This window comes from Novosphingobium guangzhouense, assembly GCF_002896965.1.
GTDB lineage: Bacteria > Pseudomonadota > Alphaproteobacteria > Sphingomonadales > Sphingomonadaceae > Novosphingobium > Novosphingobium guangzhouense.
This window is the reverse complement of sequence record NZ_LYMM01000035.1, coordinates 59,758-74,252: the sequence shown is the minus strand read 5'-3', so window position 1 is coordinate 74,252 and position 14,495 is coordinate 59,758. Positions and strand designations below refer to the sequence as shown.

Below are 14,495 nucleotides of genomic sequence, written 5' to 3'. Positions count from 1 at the left end.
TTGTCAAAGGGGGCAAGACCATGGCCGCGCCGGTCGTGGAAATCGTCACCCCTGCCGTAAAGCCCTTCGCTGACGCTGCCGCGTTGGCAAAGGATCAGGCGGCCGACCTTGTCCGCCCGGAAAATATCTTCATCGACGCTGATCTTGCAGCCGTCGAAGCCCAGCTTGCAGAGGGCACGTACTTCAAGCTGGTCAGCACCCTGCGCAAGCCCAAAGGCCGCGCGCTCAAGGGCCTGTCCCTTGTTGATCTGGGGCAGCTGAAGGCCGACGCGCTTCATCTGATCTTCCCTGACGTTGGTCTGCCGGGTCTGTTCGTTGGCCTGGTGCTGCTGGGCGGAGGCGTCGATTTGGCCTTGCCGTTCGTCCCGCACCTTGTCGGCCTCCGCTTGCGCGCGGTGCTCTGCGGCCTGTTCTTGTGCGGTGCCGACGCGAACGCCGTAGGCAAAGCCGCCGATGCCCGTCAGGCAAGCTGCAAGGGCACTGGCGAGGGCAAGGTGCGCAACGCCGATCATGCGGCCAGGCGCCCGCATTTCGCGCGATCAACGTTGCCGATACGGTGAGCGACCCAGCCCTTGTAGAACACGCCCAGATTGCGGTTCACCGAAACGAGGCGGCCATATTCGGCCTTCTGCCGGGCATCGAGGCTGTCGAGCATCTGGCGACAAAGCTTCGTTGCGCCCAGACGTTGCTGGCAGGCGGAGTACGCGCCGATGGTCTGCATGCCGATCTGGCCATCAACGCCGATGCGGGCGGCGCAGATATCGTTGATCGACTGCTGGAACCAGCGCGAAGGCCGGGCCGGTCCCATGTTGACCGTGGTGTCGAACAGTTCCTCGGTAACCGCGGCATCGATCGATATCAGCGGGGCAAGGCCGGGCTTTACCAGATAGCGATCGTAGTAGATGCTTTCCGCGACGTCGCGCGGCAGCGTCCGCATGGGGCCGGTGTAGCCGTTTTCGCGTGCGACCTGCTGGGTGATGCCCATGTTGGTGGCGCCGCCGGGGTCGCTGGGGTGGTTCACGTAGCCGCCTTCGAGCGCGATCGCGGCGCCGATGATGGTGAGCGCAGCGGCGCCGATCTGGCTTGGGCGTTTCAGCAGGGCGATGCGGGCCATGGCTCAATCCTTCTTCGGCAGGAAACGGTCCGCGATGCGGGCCGGGATGGTGATGAGGGTATCGGTGGTGGCCCTGGCGACGCGCGGGGTGGCATCGAAGGCGAGCAGGGCGATGCCGAAGGCGATCGACTGCGCGACGAAACCGTTCCAGTCAGTGACGGCGATGATGGCCAGCGTGGCGTAATAGCTGACGGTCGATCCAACGACCCACTGCAGGATGCGCTGGCGCCAGGGCATTTTCGGCTTCCATGCCTGGGCAGCGGCGGAACCGATCAGGGAGGGGGTAAGCGAGCCAATGAGATCGAGGCCCCATTCCGAGGCGGCGTGAAGGACGGTGCGCAGGTCCATGGGGATCAGCTCCATAGTTGAATAAGCGGTAGCGTGGTGCTGGCCGGGGCGTCCGCCGTGGCGGGGACGATCACGGCGGTGCCCAGAGGCAGGCTGGGTTCGAGCGCGGCAAGGCCGGGGTTCGCATCGCGCACGCGGGCGAGGTCGGCGGGACCAAGGCCCGCTTCGCGCGCCAGCAGCTGATCGAGCATGTCGCCCTGCAGCGCGACCAGGCGCAGCGCCTTGGCCATCAGATCAGATCCACGACGGTGCGCCCGCGCCCGGTGATGTCGCGCACAGCATGCTGGGCATCGCGGCGCAGTTCCCCGATCGAGGGCGTGAGTTCGTCCGCCTGACTGCCGCCCGCTGCCGTCGTGTCGAAGTCGCGGTGGCGCTCGATCAGTTCGGCCTTGGCGTAGAGGCCGACCGCGCGAGTGTAGCGCAGCACCTGTACGCTCCGGCCGTCCAGCTGCGGCGCGGGGACGGCGGCAAGCGTGGCATGCCCGGCGGCGATCTGCGCGGCAGCATAGGCGCGCAGATCGATCTCCACCGTCATGATCGCGCCGACGATGGCCGCGCGCAGGCGGGCGGGCGTGATGCTGGTGGCGGGGATTCGCGCGGCTTCACGCACGGCGGCAGGGTCGATGTCCGGGAAGAAGCCGTCGTTGACGATTGGCGCTTCGGGCGCGGCGGGATCTTCGATCTCGGCGGCAGAGGGTATGGGGATGTGAAGCGTCGTCATGAGTTTGTCCGATCTTCCCCGGCTAACAGGGGTGGGGATCGGGTCAGCTGGCGGCCCTATGGCCCGAAGGCCTCCCGCAGCGCGCGATCCGCCCCTGAGCGCCGGGGGCGAGCTTGTCAGGCGGCAGGAGTGCCGCTGGTATCCGTGGGAGCCGCTGCCGCGTTGACGGCGGCCAGCAGCTTGTCGGCGCGCTTGATGCGGTCACGCACGCCGATGCGATCATTCAGGCGCTGGGCTTCGCGCAGCGTTGCGAGAGTAGTTTCCAGCCCAACTGCGCTGTCGGCAGCGTCCATGTCTTCGGCAATGCGCAGCTGCTCGATGCCGATGGCCTTCAAGAGCTTGGCGCGCACCTGATCGTGAATGTCGAGATCGGCGGTAAGATCGTTGGCGCGCGACAGGACATCGAGCACGAAGCACTCGCCTGCGTTCTGCGCCTTCAGCGCGGCGTCCGCGATCAGTTCCACAACGATTGTGGGCACATCGCGTTCGTAGCGCTTGGGCATATCGACCTTGTGCCGCAGCAGGAACGGGACGAGATCGAGTGCCGCCATGAATGCGCCGGTGTCGATGAGCCAGACCATATACGTCGGCACCACATCGGCGGCGGTACCGGCGCCGACGCCTGCGTCGGCTTCGATTACGGCGTTCACCCATGCTTCGTATTCGGGAAGCATTTCGCGCTTGGCGTCGATCTTGCGGTCGATCGAGCGGATTTCCTTCAGGCGGCGCAAGTCATGGGTCAGGCGCAATACGATCTGGGCCGCGACCCGGCTTTCGGCCGAAGTCGAGTTCTCCGGGGCGGCCACGATCGCGGCGGCGGCGGTGCGCTCCAGATGGTTCATTGCCGGGGTACGAGCGACCGGGACGAGCGGAGTTCGCCCGCCCTCAGCGGAGGAAACAACCAGTTTCGGGTCGGCGGCAGCAACGATGGCTGCAATACGCTCCCGATGGCGACGTGCGGGGGTCATGTGTCGTTCCTGCTCGATGAGGGCGGGCCGGGCCGGAGGCTTTAAGCCTTCGGCGCCAGTTCGATGTTTTCGAGGAAGGCGCACTTGCCGTATTCCTCGACCATGAAGGCGTCGTTGATGCTTTCGAAGTTATCGATCTGATCGAGCGATGGGTTGTCCTGGATGGCGCGGCGGGCAGAGCCGATCTGCCAGTAGTACGACAGGTTCTTGAAGCTGGTGACGAGCAGCGAGCCGTTCGGGAAGAACGGCACCTGCACCGTCGGCTTGCCGCCGATCTGACGGCTGGACATCAGCACATCGCGCGCGACCTGTTCGGTGGCGGTGTTGCCCGCCTGCTCGACGATCTTGAAATACTTGTCGTGAACCAGATCGCTGCCGACCATGACGACGAGATCCGTCGCGGTGCGAAAGCGTTCGTGCATCAGGTTCTGGACGGCATCGAAGACCAGGGCGTCGAGGTTGGTGTAATCTGCCGAACCTTCGGGTGAGACGTAGATTTTGGCGTTGTCCAGGCCGCCATGCGCCATTCGGCGGGCAGGGGCGTACTCGCGGATCTTGTGAAGCCAGCCGTAGTTCACGTCCTGCAGGAGGGGGAACTCTTCGCGATCGGTCTCGACTGCGGCATCGACACCGTTGAAGCCGATGCACATGATGTCCTCGGCCTTCTGCGCCAGCACCGCGTCGCGGCACAGCTGCTGGAAGGCCGGCTCATGTGCCCAGGCATCAAGCAGTTCATACGGCCAGGCGTAATCGTAGTCCGTTTTCGTGCACAGGTACTTGTCGATCTGGTCGGAGCCGGTGACGTCCTGCGGAGAGCGCTTGTTCCCGGCGCCACGGTTCGTGCGGCTTGCCAGCGAGCGATTGACGCCCACGCCGACGCGGCCACCTTGCTGGTTGACCACCGGCACGACGTTGATCCGCGACATGAAGTCGCTGATCGTGCGCAGCTTTGCCTGCAGGCGCTGCTCGATCTGGGGGGAGACGTTGAACTTGTCGAGTTTGCCGGGCGTGGCGGTGAAGGCTTCGGGCAGGCCGTTCAGCTTTGCGACCTGTGCAACGAAGGCATTGAGGAGCAGGCGGGTGGAAGTCTGCATTGAGGGTACTCCGGTGAATGGCGGGGCGAGCGGGCGCTGATCAGCAGTCGGTCAGGAACTCGGCGTTGCCGCCGCCGCCGGTCGCCGGGTTGCGACGGAAAGTGTTGCCGCCTTCCGAAGATTCCAGCTGCTCCTTGAGAGTGGCGAAGTCCGCCTTCAGGGCGGCAAGGCCATCGGTCGCGGGCTTGACGGCGGCAGTGACCTGCTGGGCCATGACGGTCGCGAAGCGGTCCGCGTCGAAGACGTTGTCGTTCGCGGCGGCGGGAGGCTGGGCCACAGGCTGCTCCTTGGGCTTTTCGGGTTTGAAGAGGGTGGCGAAGGCGGCAAGGATGCCGGTCTTTGCGGCCTCTGCCATGCTGGCGGGATCCTCCGCCGCCTCGCCCTCCATCGCGATGTCGGCTTCGAGGGCGGCGGAGAACAGGTTGTCCGGGTGCTGCTTGCGGGCATCGAACATCGGTTTCAGGGCCGAGAATGACAGCGCTTCGGTGCCGAGGGATGCAGGATTGTCCGTCACGGCCAGACCGATCAGGCCGACTTTGCCGGTGCCGCCGAAGTCGGGAGAGATTTCGACGGACGTGAAGATCTTCTGGCCCTGCTTGTTGATGTCCAGCAGCTGGCCGTTCGGTTCGATCTGCGCATAGAGGGCGCGGCGACGAACGGTCTGCCCATCGATAACGAGTTCGTCGGTCTGTGCCTTCACAGCGGTGACACTGCCATAGGCGTTGAAGGGCGGCTGCGGGCTGAAGCCCTTGATGTGTTCGCAGTTGATACGCGGCGTGAAGGTGGCGGCGTTGAATGTGGCGACGATGTCATCGATCCACGCTGCCTCGATCTTGCGACCATCGCTTGCGGTAAAGCCTTCGACGAAGACGCGGAAAAACTTGCTCTTGGCCATGATCGGTCCGGTTCCTTGAGGGTGCGGCGGGTTCGGCAGCGGTGTTGACGAGGCCAAAAGGACCGTTGGGCGACACGATCTCAAGGGGACGCATTTCGCTTAGCGTTCAGCGAAATGGACGGCGGTGATCCGGCCGGAAAGCGCGGGCCATGGTCGGCTTATGACCAGCCCCATTCTCCCCCAGCCAGGTGCACCAGCGGCTACGTGGCAGTTTGACCCGCGTCGCCATGCCCGGAGCCTTTACTGGCGCGGATGGGGCGTTCAGCAGATTGCCGACGAGTTCCAGTTGCATGGGGTGACGGGCGATACCGGCGGGGCAATTCCGCGCGCGACGATCGCGGCCTGGAAACAGCGCGACAAGTGGGACGAGGCCCCTTCGATCAGAAAGATCGAGGACGGGCTGGAGATCCGGTTGCTGACGCTGATCGCCAAGGAAAAGAAGACACCAGGCGATCTGGTCGAGATGGATGCGCTGTCGCGTCAGATCGAAAGCCTTGCCCGCGTCCGCCGCTACGAGCAGCCCGGCGGCCATAGTGGGGATTTGAACGACAAGGTCGGCAACCGCAACGCCGGGCCGCGCAAGAAGGCGAAGAAGAACCATTTCACTGCCGAGCAAGCGGCGGAACTCAAGCGCATCTTCCTCGACGGACTGTACGATTATCAGCTGACATGGTGGAACGCGCTAAGCCAGCGCACCCGCATGATCCGGAAATCGCGCCAGATCGGTGCGACATACTATTTCGCATTCGAAGCGCTGATCGACGCGATCGAGACCGGGCGCAACCAGATCTTCCTGTCAGCGTCGAAAGCGCAGGCGCACCAGTTCCGCTCCTACATCGTCAGCTTCGCCAAGCTGGTGGGCGTGGCGTTGACCGGCGATCCGATGCTGATCACGTCGGACTTGCGGCCGGAGGAGGAGGCCGCAGCCGAGATGCACTTCCTCGGCACGAACTTTCGTACCGCGCAAGGGCGTCACGGCAACTTCTACTTCGACGAGTTCTTCTGGGTCCATTCGTTCGAGGAGTTGAACAAGGTCGCCTCGGGCATGGCGACGCACAAGAAGTGGCGCAAAACCTACTTCTCGACGCCATCCACAGTCGCCCACCCGGCCTATCCATACTGGACCGGGGAGCGGCGCAACCGGAGGCGCAAAAAGGAAGACCGGATCGACATCGACGTAAGCCATGCCGCGTTGGCGGCAGGCAGCGTCGGGCCAGATCGCATCTGGCGCCACATCGTCAATATCGAGGACGCGGAGCGCGGCGGCTGCGACTTGTTCGATATCGAGGAACTGCGCGACGAGTACGCGCCGGACGAGTTCGCCAACCTGTTCCTGTGCGACTTCGTGGACGACAGCCAGTCGGCCTTCAAGTTCAACGACATGATCGCCTGCGGCTGCGACAGCCTGGTCGACTGGACCGACTTCAACCTTGAAGCCGATCGGCCCTATGACAATCGCAACGTGTGGGCCGGGTACGATCCGCAGGAAAGCGAGAACGGCGACAATGCGGCTTTGGTCATTGCTGCGCCGCCGCTGGCCGAAGGTGCGCCGTTCCGCATCCTTGAGCGGCATCAGCTGCGCGGGCTGGATTTCGAACAGCAGGCCGAGTTCATCAAGGCGGTGCTGAGCCGCTACAACTGTACCTATCTCGGCATCGACGCCAAGGGCGTCGGCGCAGGCGTGTACCAGCTGCTGGCCAAGGTTGGTGCCATGCCGGGGTGCACCGTGGCGAAGATCGAGTACTCGCTCGAACTGAAAACGCACATGGTCATGAAGGCGCAGAACGTGGTTCGCCGGGGCCGTCTGCGCTTCGACGTCAGCCTGCTCGACCTCGTGTCGGCCTTCGTCTCGATCAAGAAGACGCTGACCACCAGCGGGCGGGCCGTCACCTTCAAGGCGGGACGCGGCGGCAACGACGGCCACGCCGATCTGGCGTGGGCGACCATGCATATCCTCATGAACGAACCGCTCGACGGCAAGGAAAAGCCCAAGAGCACGATGGAGATAATCGAATGAGCAAGCGCAACCGTGCCCGCCGTATGAGCCGGCAGGAATCGGCGGAGGCGTCGCCGGGAGCGATCGTCGCCGCCAACGACAATCGCGGCGCCGTGCACGCATTCACCTTCGGGGATCCCGAGCCGGTCCTAAGCCGGGCGACGATGCTCGACATGCTGGAGTGCTATCACAACCAGCGCTGGTACGAGCCGCCGATCTCGCTGCATGGGCTGGCCCGCGCCTTTCGCGCGTCGCCGCATCATTCGAGCGCCATCATCCTCAAGCGCAACATGCTGGCCGCCAGCCTTGCGCCGACGCAGTGGCTCAGCCGTGCGGCGTTCAAAAGCATGGTTCAGGACTATCTTGTCATGGGCAATGCTTATGCGCAGGAAGTGCGCAACCGTCTGGGCGGTTTGCTGCGCCTGGATCATGCGTTGGCGAAGTACACCAGGCGCGGCGTTGAGCCGGGGCGCTTCTGGTGGGTGCCGGGGGGCGGTGAAGCCGAAACCGAGTTCACGCCGCGCACGGTGCACCAGTTGCAGGCGCCGGACGTCAATCAGGAAATCTATGGCCTGCCGGAATATCTGTCAGCCCTGCAGTCGGCGCTGCTCAATGAAAACGCCACGCTGTTCCGCCGCCGCTATTACGAGAACGGGAGCCACGCGGGTTACATCATGTATGCGACCGGCGAATTTGCCGATGGCGACATCGACAGCATGCGCGATGCGCTGAAGCGATCGAAGGGGCCGGGGAATTTTCGCAACCTGTTCGTCCATTCGCCGGGCGGGAAGGAGGGCGGGATCAAGATCCTGCCGATCGCAGAAGTGGGCGCGAAGGACGAGTTCCTTGGCATCAAGAACACGACGCGCGACGATGTGCTGGCCGCGCACCGCGTTCCGCCCCAGCTGCTGGGCATTGTGCCCGCGAACGCGGGGGGCTTTGGGGATGTGACGAAAGCGACCGACGCCTTTTTCGAACTGGAGATCGAGCCGCTGCAGTCGGTGTTCCTGGAACTGAACGAGGCTCTGGGCGTGGAGGCAGTTCGGTTCCGGGAGCGGGTAAAGGCTGCGGCTTAGGCTGCAGCTTCGATCCGCATGCGAAGGCCCAGGGCGGGCAGCACCTTGACCATCGTCTCCAGTGTCGGATTGCCTTCGGGGCCGAACGCCCGGTAGAGTTGCTGCCGCTTCATGCCAGTCGCGCGCGAGAGATCGGAAATACCGTGTGCACGGGCAACGATGCCGATGGCGCGGGCTATGATCGATGCGTCGCCGCTGGCCACGGCGTCGGCCAGGAGTTCAGCCTGGTCTTCGACTTCGGTCAGATGTTCGGCGGGGTCGAAGTTGGTAAGTTCGATGGCCATGAGTTAATCCTCGGCAGTGTGTTACAGTTATTCGGTGGCGGCTCAGGGTATCTGGGCCGCCATTTCTTTTGCCTTGGCTATGTCCCGCTGCTGGGATGACTTGTTGCCGCCCATCAGCAGGATGATCAGCCGTTCGCCCCGGCGGGTGTAGTAGAGGCGGTATCCGGGGCCGAAGTCGATACGCGCCTCTGAAACGCCATCGCCCACCGACTTAACATCGCCCATCAGGCCAAGCTGGATGCGGGCGATGCGTCCTGCGATCTTCGACTTGGCCTTCGTGTCGCGCAGTCCGTTGAGCCAATCGCTGAAGGCAGAGGTCTGCTGCGTTTCCATGCGTCCCTTTTAAGTGACACCTCCTCAAATGTCAACATATAAGTGACATGTCGGGCACGTCGATGGCACTGCGCGGCCGCGCAACATTGTTGCGTGAAGGCTGATCCGTGCCGCACCCCCTCGGCGCGCGCTTTTCCCCCCGCCTCGCCCGCGCACTTTTCATGTTGCTTTTGATGCACCCTGGCGCCTACGCGGGAAGCGGCCTAAGTCCTAGGCCGATCTCGTGATCCTTGGCCTATTACACTGATGCAGATTGATGCACCTGCGGGGCAGTTTCGCGCCCATGGCGGGGCGCATGTTTTCCGGTTGCCTGACGGCAGAAAATGGCACGCGCTTTGCTCTTGGCCCCCCGGATACCCATGGGCGGCGCAGCCGCCCTTACGCAGCGCCTCCGCTTTCGCTCCGCTGAAGGCGGGAAGGGTGATTCCGGCATGGGGGACAATACAAACTCAGTGCCAGAGGGCGCCTCAGCGTCCTCTGTCCTTTCTCCTTAAAAGACTTGAGCCGGGGTACAATGCCAAGATGGCACTCGCACTAGTGGAAGGAGAAAGAGCAAGCATTTCCTCGTGTTCTCGGCGGGCATGAAGGTCAGCGCCGTACATGTGAGCGGCGATGTCGGTGCTCGTAGCGGAAGCGAGGGCGCGCCGTCCTATTTGCTGAGTCGCGCTCGATCCATTCCAAGTCCCTACGAGGCTCTTGGTCAGGCGCTCTGCTTTGATCGCCATTCGATTTGGGACTGGACCAGATCCTGCGAGGGCTTTGCCTACCTCGCGCAGCTTATCGCCAAGTCTTTGGCGGAGCGTGCGAATCATTTCGATCGGCAAGGACATCAGGTTGATGAAGTAGGCGTTGCTTGTCTGCTGCCGTTGCGGCCCTTCGCCCTTCGCGTTCCCGGTCTTCACGGTTCGACGTACCCAATCGATGATCTTCAAGGATCTCAAGGATTCCAGTTGCCGGACTACAGTGCGACGGGACAGGCCGCAGGTGGCAGCAATCGTGTCGAGGCTCGGATCACACCGGGCGGTTTTCGCATCCATTTTGCGGAGGAGTGCTTGCAACACGCGATCGGCGTTCGACGATATAGGGAGGGTCTTGCCTGCCTCGCGGATGTGCTGCGAATACGCCGCGACAGTATCGCGATAAACGTCACGAAATCGGAAGAAATTCGCGTTCTTTTCACTGGCGGTCCAGCAGACGGTGAAAACCTGTGCGCGTACATCGTCGATGTCGTAGCTACGCCTCGATGGGCCTGCTGCTACTGCCGTAAAGTCGGTTGGATTCTTCGCTGTAAGTCGTTGAATTGGCACGACCGTGTTTTCCCGCAGTTGGGGAGAAAACGGTGTAAAATCAGTGGATTATTAGGGAATCATAATCCGCGTGTCGGGGGTTCGAGTCCCTCCTCCGCTACCACTTGTTTTCCTACGTTTTTCCAGAAAATTTGATGGTGGCCTTGTGCCAGGAAGCGCAGGAGCCCGCTTCTGTCTGTGCAGTGCCATCGTTCCGTGGGCAGGATGGTGGCGGCCAGCAATTTGCCATCGAGCGTAGCGCGAAGCCCTTCTGTCCCGATGACGTTATCGCCACGGTCCTGCTGGAAAGGTGCAGCCATGCTTTCTGCATGCGAAAAGCCCCCGCTTGAAGCGGGGGCTTGTATTTACTGCATGGCTATTGGGATGCGCAGTGTTGAACGGTTTCAAGGCACCCTTTTGCCGCGGCCGAACAGGAAGCCAAGCACCAGAATAGCGGCAGCGATCAGCAGGAGGATCTTGGCGAATTCCGCCGAAAGTCCTGCCACGCCTCCGAAGCCAAGCAGCGAAGCGATCAAGGCGACGACGGCGAATATGATGGCCCAGCGAAACATGTTGTTTTTCCCTCTACAGCGCCGATCCGTTCGGCGATCGTGGCTTCAGAACGTGCAGCAGGGGCCCATGTTCCGCGAAGCGGCATCAGGGCGGGCTTGGCTGAAATGAAAATGGCGGCTCCAGCGCAGCCAGTGCGATGAAGCCGCCATGCATCGATCAGCGTGACTGCGAGGCGGAGGCTTCGGCAACCATGGCGTCGAGGTCGAAATCCAGGCTCTTGATGCGCGGCGGGAATTCCTGCAGCGACTTCATGAACTTGGCTACCTGCATGTTGGCTGGGGCCAGCGTCCAGGAGCGGTTTTCCTGCCATTCGTCGAAGCCGCGCGCCTCATGGAAGCGCTCGAAAGGATCGAGCTTCAGGTTGGTGATCAGCGGCGTGTTCAGGTTTTCCTGAATGCCGTTGAACCACTTGTCCTGTTGCTTGAACAGGAACTTCCAGTCGCCGTAGCGCAGGCCGTGAAGCGTGGTTTCGGTGAAGTAGTAGAAGTCCATCCGCTTCGACTTGCCCTTGCCGGTCAGCAGTTCGGTCTGGTCATACCCGTCGAGGTGGACCTTGTAGGTCATGTCGCCGATGGTCTTGCCTTCGAGCAGTTCGTCCTTGAGGTCGGGTTCGCCAAGGGCGGACAGGATCGTGGGCATCCAGTCTTCCATCGCCATGAATTCGCCGGTGGCGACGCCTTCCTGGATGTGGCCGGGCCAGCTGACCACGCAGGGTACGCGGAAACCGCCTTCATAACCGCCGACGCCCTTTTCACCGCGGAAAGGCTGGTTGCCGCCGTCAGGCCAGCTGTTGGAGGCGGCGCCGTTGTCGGTCGAGAACATGACCACCGTGTCATCGGCAATGCCGAGTTCGTCGAGCAGGTCGAGCAGTTCGCCGACATGGTCGTCCATCTGCTTCACACCATCGGCATAGAGGCCGTAGCCGGTCACGCCGTCGTATTCGGGCGGCAGGTGCGTCTGGTAGTGCATGCGCGTGGTGTTGTGCCAGACGAAGAAGGGCTTGTCGGCCTCCACAGCTTCGCGAATGAAGCGCTTGGATTCGACCATGAATTCATCGTCGAGCGTCTTCTGGCGTTCGGAGCCGAACGGGCCCTTGTCCTCGATGGACTGGCCGCCATTGCCATCGGCCTTGCTGTGGATCACGCCGCGCCAGGCGAAAGCCTTGGCCACCTCGGGATCCTTGGGATAATCGTATTCTTCCGAATATTGCCCGGCGTTCAGGTGGTAGAGGATGCCGAAGAATTCGTCGAAGCCGTGCGCGGTGGGCAGATGTTCGTCGCGATCGCCCAGATGGTTCTTGCCGAACTGGCCGGTGGCATAGCCATGGGGTTTCAGCAGTTCGGCGATCGTGGGATCTTCCTTCTGCATGCCCTGCGGCGCGCCTGCCAGGCCCACGGTGCTGAGCCCGACGCGAATCGGATACTGCCCGGTGATGAACGCTGCGCGGCCGGCGGTGCAGGATGCCTGGGCGTAGTGATCCATGAAGATCATGCCCCTCTCGGCTATGCGATCGATGTTGGGAGTAGAGCCGCCCATCATCCCGCGATGATAACAGCTGAGATTCCACATCCCGACGTCATCGCCCCAGATGATCAGAATGTTCGGCTTCTTGCTCGGCATGGCAACCTCCGTACTGGTCAAAAATCGCCTTGTTTGTACGGAGCAGCGTGGTGGACCCGGTATTCGGGTTTGCCCTATTTGCAGGCGCCATTTCCCTGAATCTGCGCAGAGCCGATCTTTGTTCGTGCCTGTCCAGCCATCGGCAGGCACGCGCCCGGACGGTTTGGTCACCGGAAGCCCGTTTTAGTACCCTTCGCACCCCGATCTCGTGGGAAACCATCGAGGCCGGCAGACGACGGATCGCGCCTGACACGCGGCTGGACGAGGCGCATTGCCCCCTTCTTGTCAGGGAAAACCCCGATCAAAATCAGCGCGCCCGGCTTCCAAAATCTGCGTTGAAGGTCCAGCTCTCACCACAGCGGTGTATGTAGGCCCAGAAGCCCGGCCCTCTTCCCGGACGATGTCGGTCCCTGCATTCGACACCCCTCATCACTGTTATCCCTGCCGCGCCAACGGTAAGGGTTTACATGCAGTTGCCTGCGCTCCTACCACAGCATTGCGGGGTGAGATCGAGGTATGTGAATGGCGCTTGAGAGGCGTTGGCAGGCGTTGCTGGCCGCGACGGGCATCGCGACGGTTGCCGGTATCGCATTGGTTCGCGCCAACCGGCTTCCGCGCCGCCGGGTGTCCGGCGGATCGCCGCAGCCTTGTGCTGACGACACCAGGCTGGCGCGGGTGGCGCGGGAAAGGGCGGCGCGGCATCCGGGGCAATCGGGCGTGCACCTGCTGTCGGATGCGGTGGATGCCTTCGCGACCCGGCTGCTGCTGGTCAAGGCGGCAGAACGCACGATCGATCTGCAGTATTACATCTGGCACGGCGATCGCACCGGAACGATGCTGCTTGAGGCCGTCCACGAGGCCGCAGAGCGCGGGGTGCGGGTACGCATGCTGCTGGACGATAACGGGATTGCCGGGCTCGACAGGGTGCTGGCCGCGCTCAACGCTCACCCCAATATCGAGGTGCGCCTCTTCAACCCGTTCCGCATCCGCTATCCCAAGGCGATCGGGTTCCTTGTCGACTTTGGACGGCTGAACCGGCGCATGCACAACAAGAGCTTCACGGTGGATGGCGCCGTGACGATCGTGGGCGGGCGCAACATCGGCGACGAGTATTTCGGCGCGGGAGACGGTGCCTTGTTCGCCGACCTTGACGTTATCGCGATCGGGCCTGTCGCGCGGGACGTGGAGGCGGACTTCAGCCGCTATTGGGCCAGCGATTCCGCCTATCCGGCAAGGCAGATCCTGCCGATCCTGGGAAGGCGCAAGCGCGCCAAGCTGCGTGCGCGTGCGTCGGTGGTGGAAAGGGATGCCTCTGCCCAGCGCTACGTCGATCGTCTGCGCAGCCTGCCGCTGGTCCAGCAGGTGCTGCAGGGCACGCTGCCTTTCGAGTGGGCGAACGTGCGGATGATCAGCGACGATCCGGCCAAGATCGTGCGCGACATCGACTATCCTGAACTGCTGGCAGGGAAGCTGGATCATGCGATCGGGAAGCCCCGGCACGAGATGACGATCGTTTCCGGTTACTTCGTACCGGGCGAGCAGGGCACCCGGCAACTTGCAGGCTATGCCCGGTCGGGGGTCAAGGTGACGGTGCTGACCAATGGCTACTCGGCCACCGATGTTGCGCTTGTCCACGCGGGCTACGCGCCGTGGCGCAAGGCGTTGCTGCAATCGGGCGTGCGCCTGTTCGAAACCGTTGCGCAAGTGCGCGACGCGCCGAGCAAGAAACAGCGCAGGCAAGGCAACCGCCTTGGCATCGGAAGCCGACTTCGGCCAACGGGAAGCGGGTCGTTCGCAGCCTTGCGTTCAGGAGCGGCGACGATCCACGCAAAGACCATCACCGCCGACCGCGAGCGCCTGTTCGTGGGCTCGTTCAACTTCGACCCCCGTTCGCTGCGCCTCAACACGGAACTGGGCTTCGTGATCTATAGCCCTGCGCTGGCCGGGCAGGTCGCGGATGCATTTGAAACGATCGTGCCCGGCGCGGCCTATGAAGTTACCCTTGACGACAAGGGGTGTCTGCACTGGTCCAACGGGCATGACAGCAGCGCCCGCGAGCCGGGGATGCGCACCATCGACCGTCTGCTGGTGGGGTTGGCAGCGCGGCTTCCCATCAGCTGGCTTCTTTGATCTCCCATCCGGAAATTCACAGGTTGGCGGGTCAGTGCTCGACAAGCTGTGTACTCC

At 63.0% G+C, this 14,495-nt stretch carries 16 protein-coding genes and 1 pseudogene; 4 read left to right on the top strand and 13 right to left on the bottom strand.

Features of this window, described 5'->3' with window-relative positions:
* Positions 1-560, top strand: a pseudogene (locus A8V01_RS28610) (hypothetical protein); the annotation flags it as partial.
* Here the strand turns inward: A8V01_RS28610 and A8V01_RS13155 are convergent.
* The 7 genes from A8V01_RS13155 to A8V01_RS13125 form a co-directional block, all read right to left on the bottom strand.
* Positions 509-1,114, bottom strand: coding sequence for a glycoside hydrolase family 108 protein (locus A8V01_RS13155; RefSeq protein WP_103096288.1), 606 nt, complete (start codon positions 1,112-1,114; stop codon positions 509-511). The pseudogene A8V01_RS28610 and the gene A8V01_RS13155 overlap by 52 nt on opposite strands.
* A gap of 3 nt (positions 1,115-1,117) precedes the next feature.
* Positions 1,118-1,462: a hypothetical protein gene (locus A8V01_RS13150; RefSeq protein ID WP_103096298.1), complete on the bottom strand. Its 345-nt coding sequence runs from the start codon at positions 1,460-1,462 to the stop codon at positions 1,118-1,120.
* Between the two features lie 5 nt (positions 1,463-1,467).
* Positions 1,468-1,692 (bottom strand): tail protein X, encoded by a 225-nt coding sequence (locus A8V01_RS13145; protein WP_103096287.1) that lies wholly within the window; start codon positions 1,690-1,692, stop codon positions 1,468-1,470.
* Positions 1,692-2,183, bottom strand: coding sequence for a head completion/stabilization protein (locus A8V01_RS13140; protein WP_103096286.1), 492 nt, complete (start codon positions 2,181-2,183; stop codon positions 1,692-1,694). The genes A8V01_RS13145 and A8V01_RS13140 overlap by 1 nt, the downstream gene beginning before the upstream one ends.
* Positions 2,184-2,299: 116 nt before the next feature.
* Positions 2,300-3,151 carry a phage terminase small subunit gene (gene gpM / locus A8V01_RS13135; RefSeq protein ID WP_103096285.1) on the bottom strand — a complete coding sequence of 284 codons (852 nt, stop codon included), beginning with the start codon at positions 3,149-3,151 and terminating at the stop codon, positions 2,300-2,302.
* Between the two features lie 41 nt (positions 3,152-3,192).
* Positions 3,193-4,245 (bottom strand): phage major capsid protein, P2 family, encoded by a 1,053-nt coding sequence (locus A8V01_RS13130; RefSeq protein WP_103096284.1) that lies wholly within the window; start codon positions 4,243-4,245, stop codon positions 3,193-3,195.
* Positions 4,246-4,285: 40 nt separating this feature from the next.
* Positions 4,286-5,140, bottom strand: a complete 855-nt coding sequence (locus tag A8V01_RS13125; protein ID WP_103096283.1) for a GPO family capsid scaffolding protein — start codon at positions 5,138-5,140, stop codon at positions 4,286-4,288.
* 160 nt (positions 5,141-5,300) lie between these two features.
* Here A8V01_RS13125 and A8V01_RS13120 point away from each other — a divergent pair, with 160 nt between their 5' ends.
* Together A8V01_RS13120 and A8V01_RS13115 are read left to right on the top strand one after the other, a co-directional pair.
* Positions 5,301-7,157, top strand: coding sequence for a terminase large subunit domain-containing protein (locus A8V01_RS13120; RefSeq protein WP_103096297.1), 1,857 nt, complete (start codon positions 5,301-5,303; stop codon positions 7,155-7,157).
* Positions 7,154-8,212, top strand: a complete 1,059-nt coding sequence (locus A8V01_RS13115) for a phage portal protein (protein ID WP_103096282.1) — start codon at positions 7,154-7,156, stop codon at positions 8,210-8,212. The genes A8V01_RS13120 and A8V01_RS13115 overlap by 4 nt, the downstream gene beginning before the upstream one ends.
* On the opposite strand, the gene A8V01_RS13110 is transcribed toward A8V01_RS13115, so the two are convergent.
* The 6 genes from A8V01_RS13110 to A8V01_RS13080 form a co-directional block, all read right to left on the bottom strand.
* Positions 8,209-8,496 carry an addiction module antidote protein gene (locus tag A8V01_RS13110; RefSeq protein WP_103096281.1) on the bottom strand — a complete coding sequence of 96 codons (288 nt, stop codon included), beginning with the start codon at positions 8,494-8,496 and terminating at the stop codon, positions 8,209-8,211. The two genes, A8V01_RS13115 and A8V01_RS13110, sit on opposite strands and share 4 nt — an antisense overlap.
* Before the next feature lie 42 nt (positions 8,497-8,538).
* Positions 8,539-8,829: a type II toxin-antitoxin system RelE/ParE family toxin gene (locus A8V01_RS13105; RefSeq protein WP_103096280.1), complete on the bottom strand. Its 291-nt coding sequence runs from the start codon at positions 8,827-8,829 to the stop codon at positions 8,539-8,541.
* A gap of 467 nt (positions 8,830-9,296) precedes the next feature.
* Entirely contained in the window at positions 9,297-10,136 is an 840-nt protein-coding gene (locus A8V01_RS13100) for a helix-turn-helix domain-containing protein (protein WP_245892484.1), read from the bottom strand.
* Between the two features lie 59 nt (positions 10,137-10,195).
* Positions 10,196-10,435 (bottom strand): hypothetical protein, encoded by a 240-nt coding sequence (locus A8V01_RS28605; RefSeq protein WP_170065917.1) that lies wholly within the window; start codon positions 10,433-10,435, stop codon positions 10,196-10,198.
* A gap of 84 nt (positions 10,436-10,519) precedes the next feature.
* Positions 10,520-10,687: a DUF1328 domain-containing protein gene (locus A8V01_RS13085; protein ID WP_103096278.1), complete on the bottom strand. Its 168-nt coding sequence runs from the start codon at positions 10,685-10,687 to the stop codon at positions 10,520-10,522.
* A gap of 157 nt (positions 10,688-10,844) precedes the next feature.
* The gene (locus A8V01_RS13080; protein WP_103096277.1) at positions 10,845-12,308 is read right to left on the bottom strand and encodes an arylsulfatase; all 1,464 of its coding nucleotides are present in this window, start codon (positions 12,306-12,308) and stop codon (positions 10,845-10,847) included.
* A 522-nt stretch (positions 12,309-12,830) separates the two neighbouring features.
* Between A8V01_RS13080 and A8V01_RS13075 the strand changes: the two genes are divergently transcribed.
* Positions 12,831-14,438 carry a phospholipase D family protein gene (locus A8V01_RS13075; protein ID WP_103096276.1) on the top strand — a complete coding sequence of 536 codons (1,608 nt, stop codon included), beginning with the start codon at positions 12,831-12,833 and terminating at the stop codon, positions 14,436-14,438.
* Positions 14,439-14,495 lie beyond the last annotated feature (57 nt).

Coding starts and splice junctions, on each gene's coding strand:
- A8V01_RS13155 (WP_103096288.1), bottom strand. CDS start 1,114: ATGGCCCGCATCGCCCTGCTGAAACGCCCAAGCCAGATCGGCGCCGCT.
- A8V01_RS13085 (WP_103096278.1), bottom strand. CDS start 10,687: ATGTTTCGCTGGGCCATCATATTCGCCGTCGTCGCCTTGATCGCTTCG.
- A8V01_RS13120 (WP_103096297.1), top strand. CDS start 5,301: ATGACCAGCCCCATTCTCCCCCAGCCAGGTGCACCAGCGGCTACGTGG.
- A8V01_RS13075 (WP_103096276.1), top strand. CDS start 12,831: ATGGCGCTTGAGAGGCGTTGGCAGGCGTTGCTGGCCGCGACGGGCATC.
- A8V01_RS13130 (WP_103096284.1), bottom strand. CDS start 4,245: ATGCAGACTTCCACCCGCCTGCTCCTCAATGCCTTCGTTGCACAGGTC.
- A8V01_RS13080 (WP_103096277.1), bottom strand. CDS start 12,308: ATGCCGAGCAAGAAGCCGAACATTCTGATCATCTGGGGCGATGACGTC.
- A8V01_RS13145 (WP_103096287.1), bottom strand. CDS start 1,692: ATGGCCAAGGCGCTGCGCCTGGTCGCGCTGCAGGGCGACATGCTCGAT.
- gpM (WP_103096285.1), bottom strand. CDS start 3,151: ATGACCCCCGCACGTCGCCATCGGGAGCGTATTGCAGCCATCGTTGCT.
- A8V01_RS13115 (WP_103096282.1), top strand. CDS start 7,154: ATGAGCAAGCGCAACCGTGCCCGCCGTATGAGCCGGCAGGAATCGGCG.
- A8V01_RS13125 (WP_103096283.1), bottom strand. CDS start 5,140: ATGGCCAAGAGCAAGTTTTTCCGCGTCTTCGTCGAAGGCTTTACCGCA.
- A8V01_RS13150 (WP_103096298.1), bottom strand. CDS start 1,462: ATGGACCTGCGCACCGTCCTTCACGCCGCCTCGGAATGGGGCCTCGAT.
- A8V01_RS13105 (WP_103096280.1), bottom strand. CDS start 8,829: ATGGAAACGCAGCAGACCTCTGCCTTCAGCGATTGGCTCAACGGACTG.
- A8V01_RS13110 (WP_103096281.1), bottom strand. CDS start 8,496: ATGGCCATCGAACTTACCAACTTCGACCCCGCCGAACATCTGACCGAA.
- A8V01_RS13140 (WP_103096286.1), bottom strand. CDS start 2,183: ATGACGACGCTTCACATCCCCATACCCTCTGCCGCCGAGATCGAAGAT.
- A8V01_RS28605 (WP_170065917.1), bottom strand. CDS start 10,435: ATGGCTGCACCTTTCCAGCAGGACCGTGGCGATAACGTCATCGGGACA.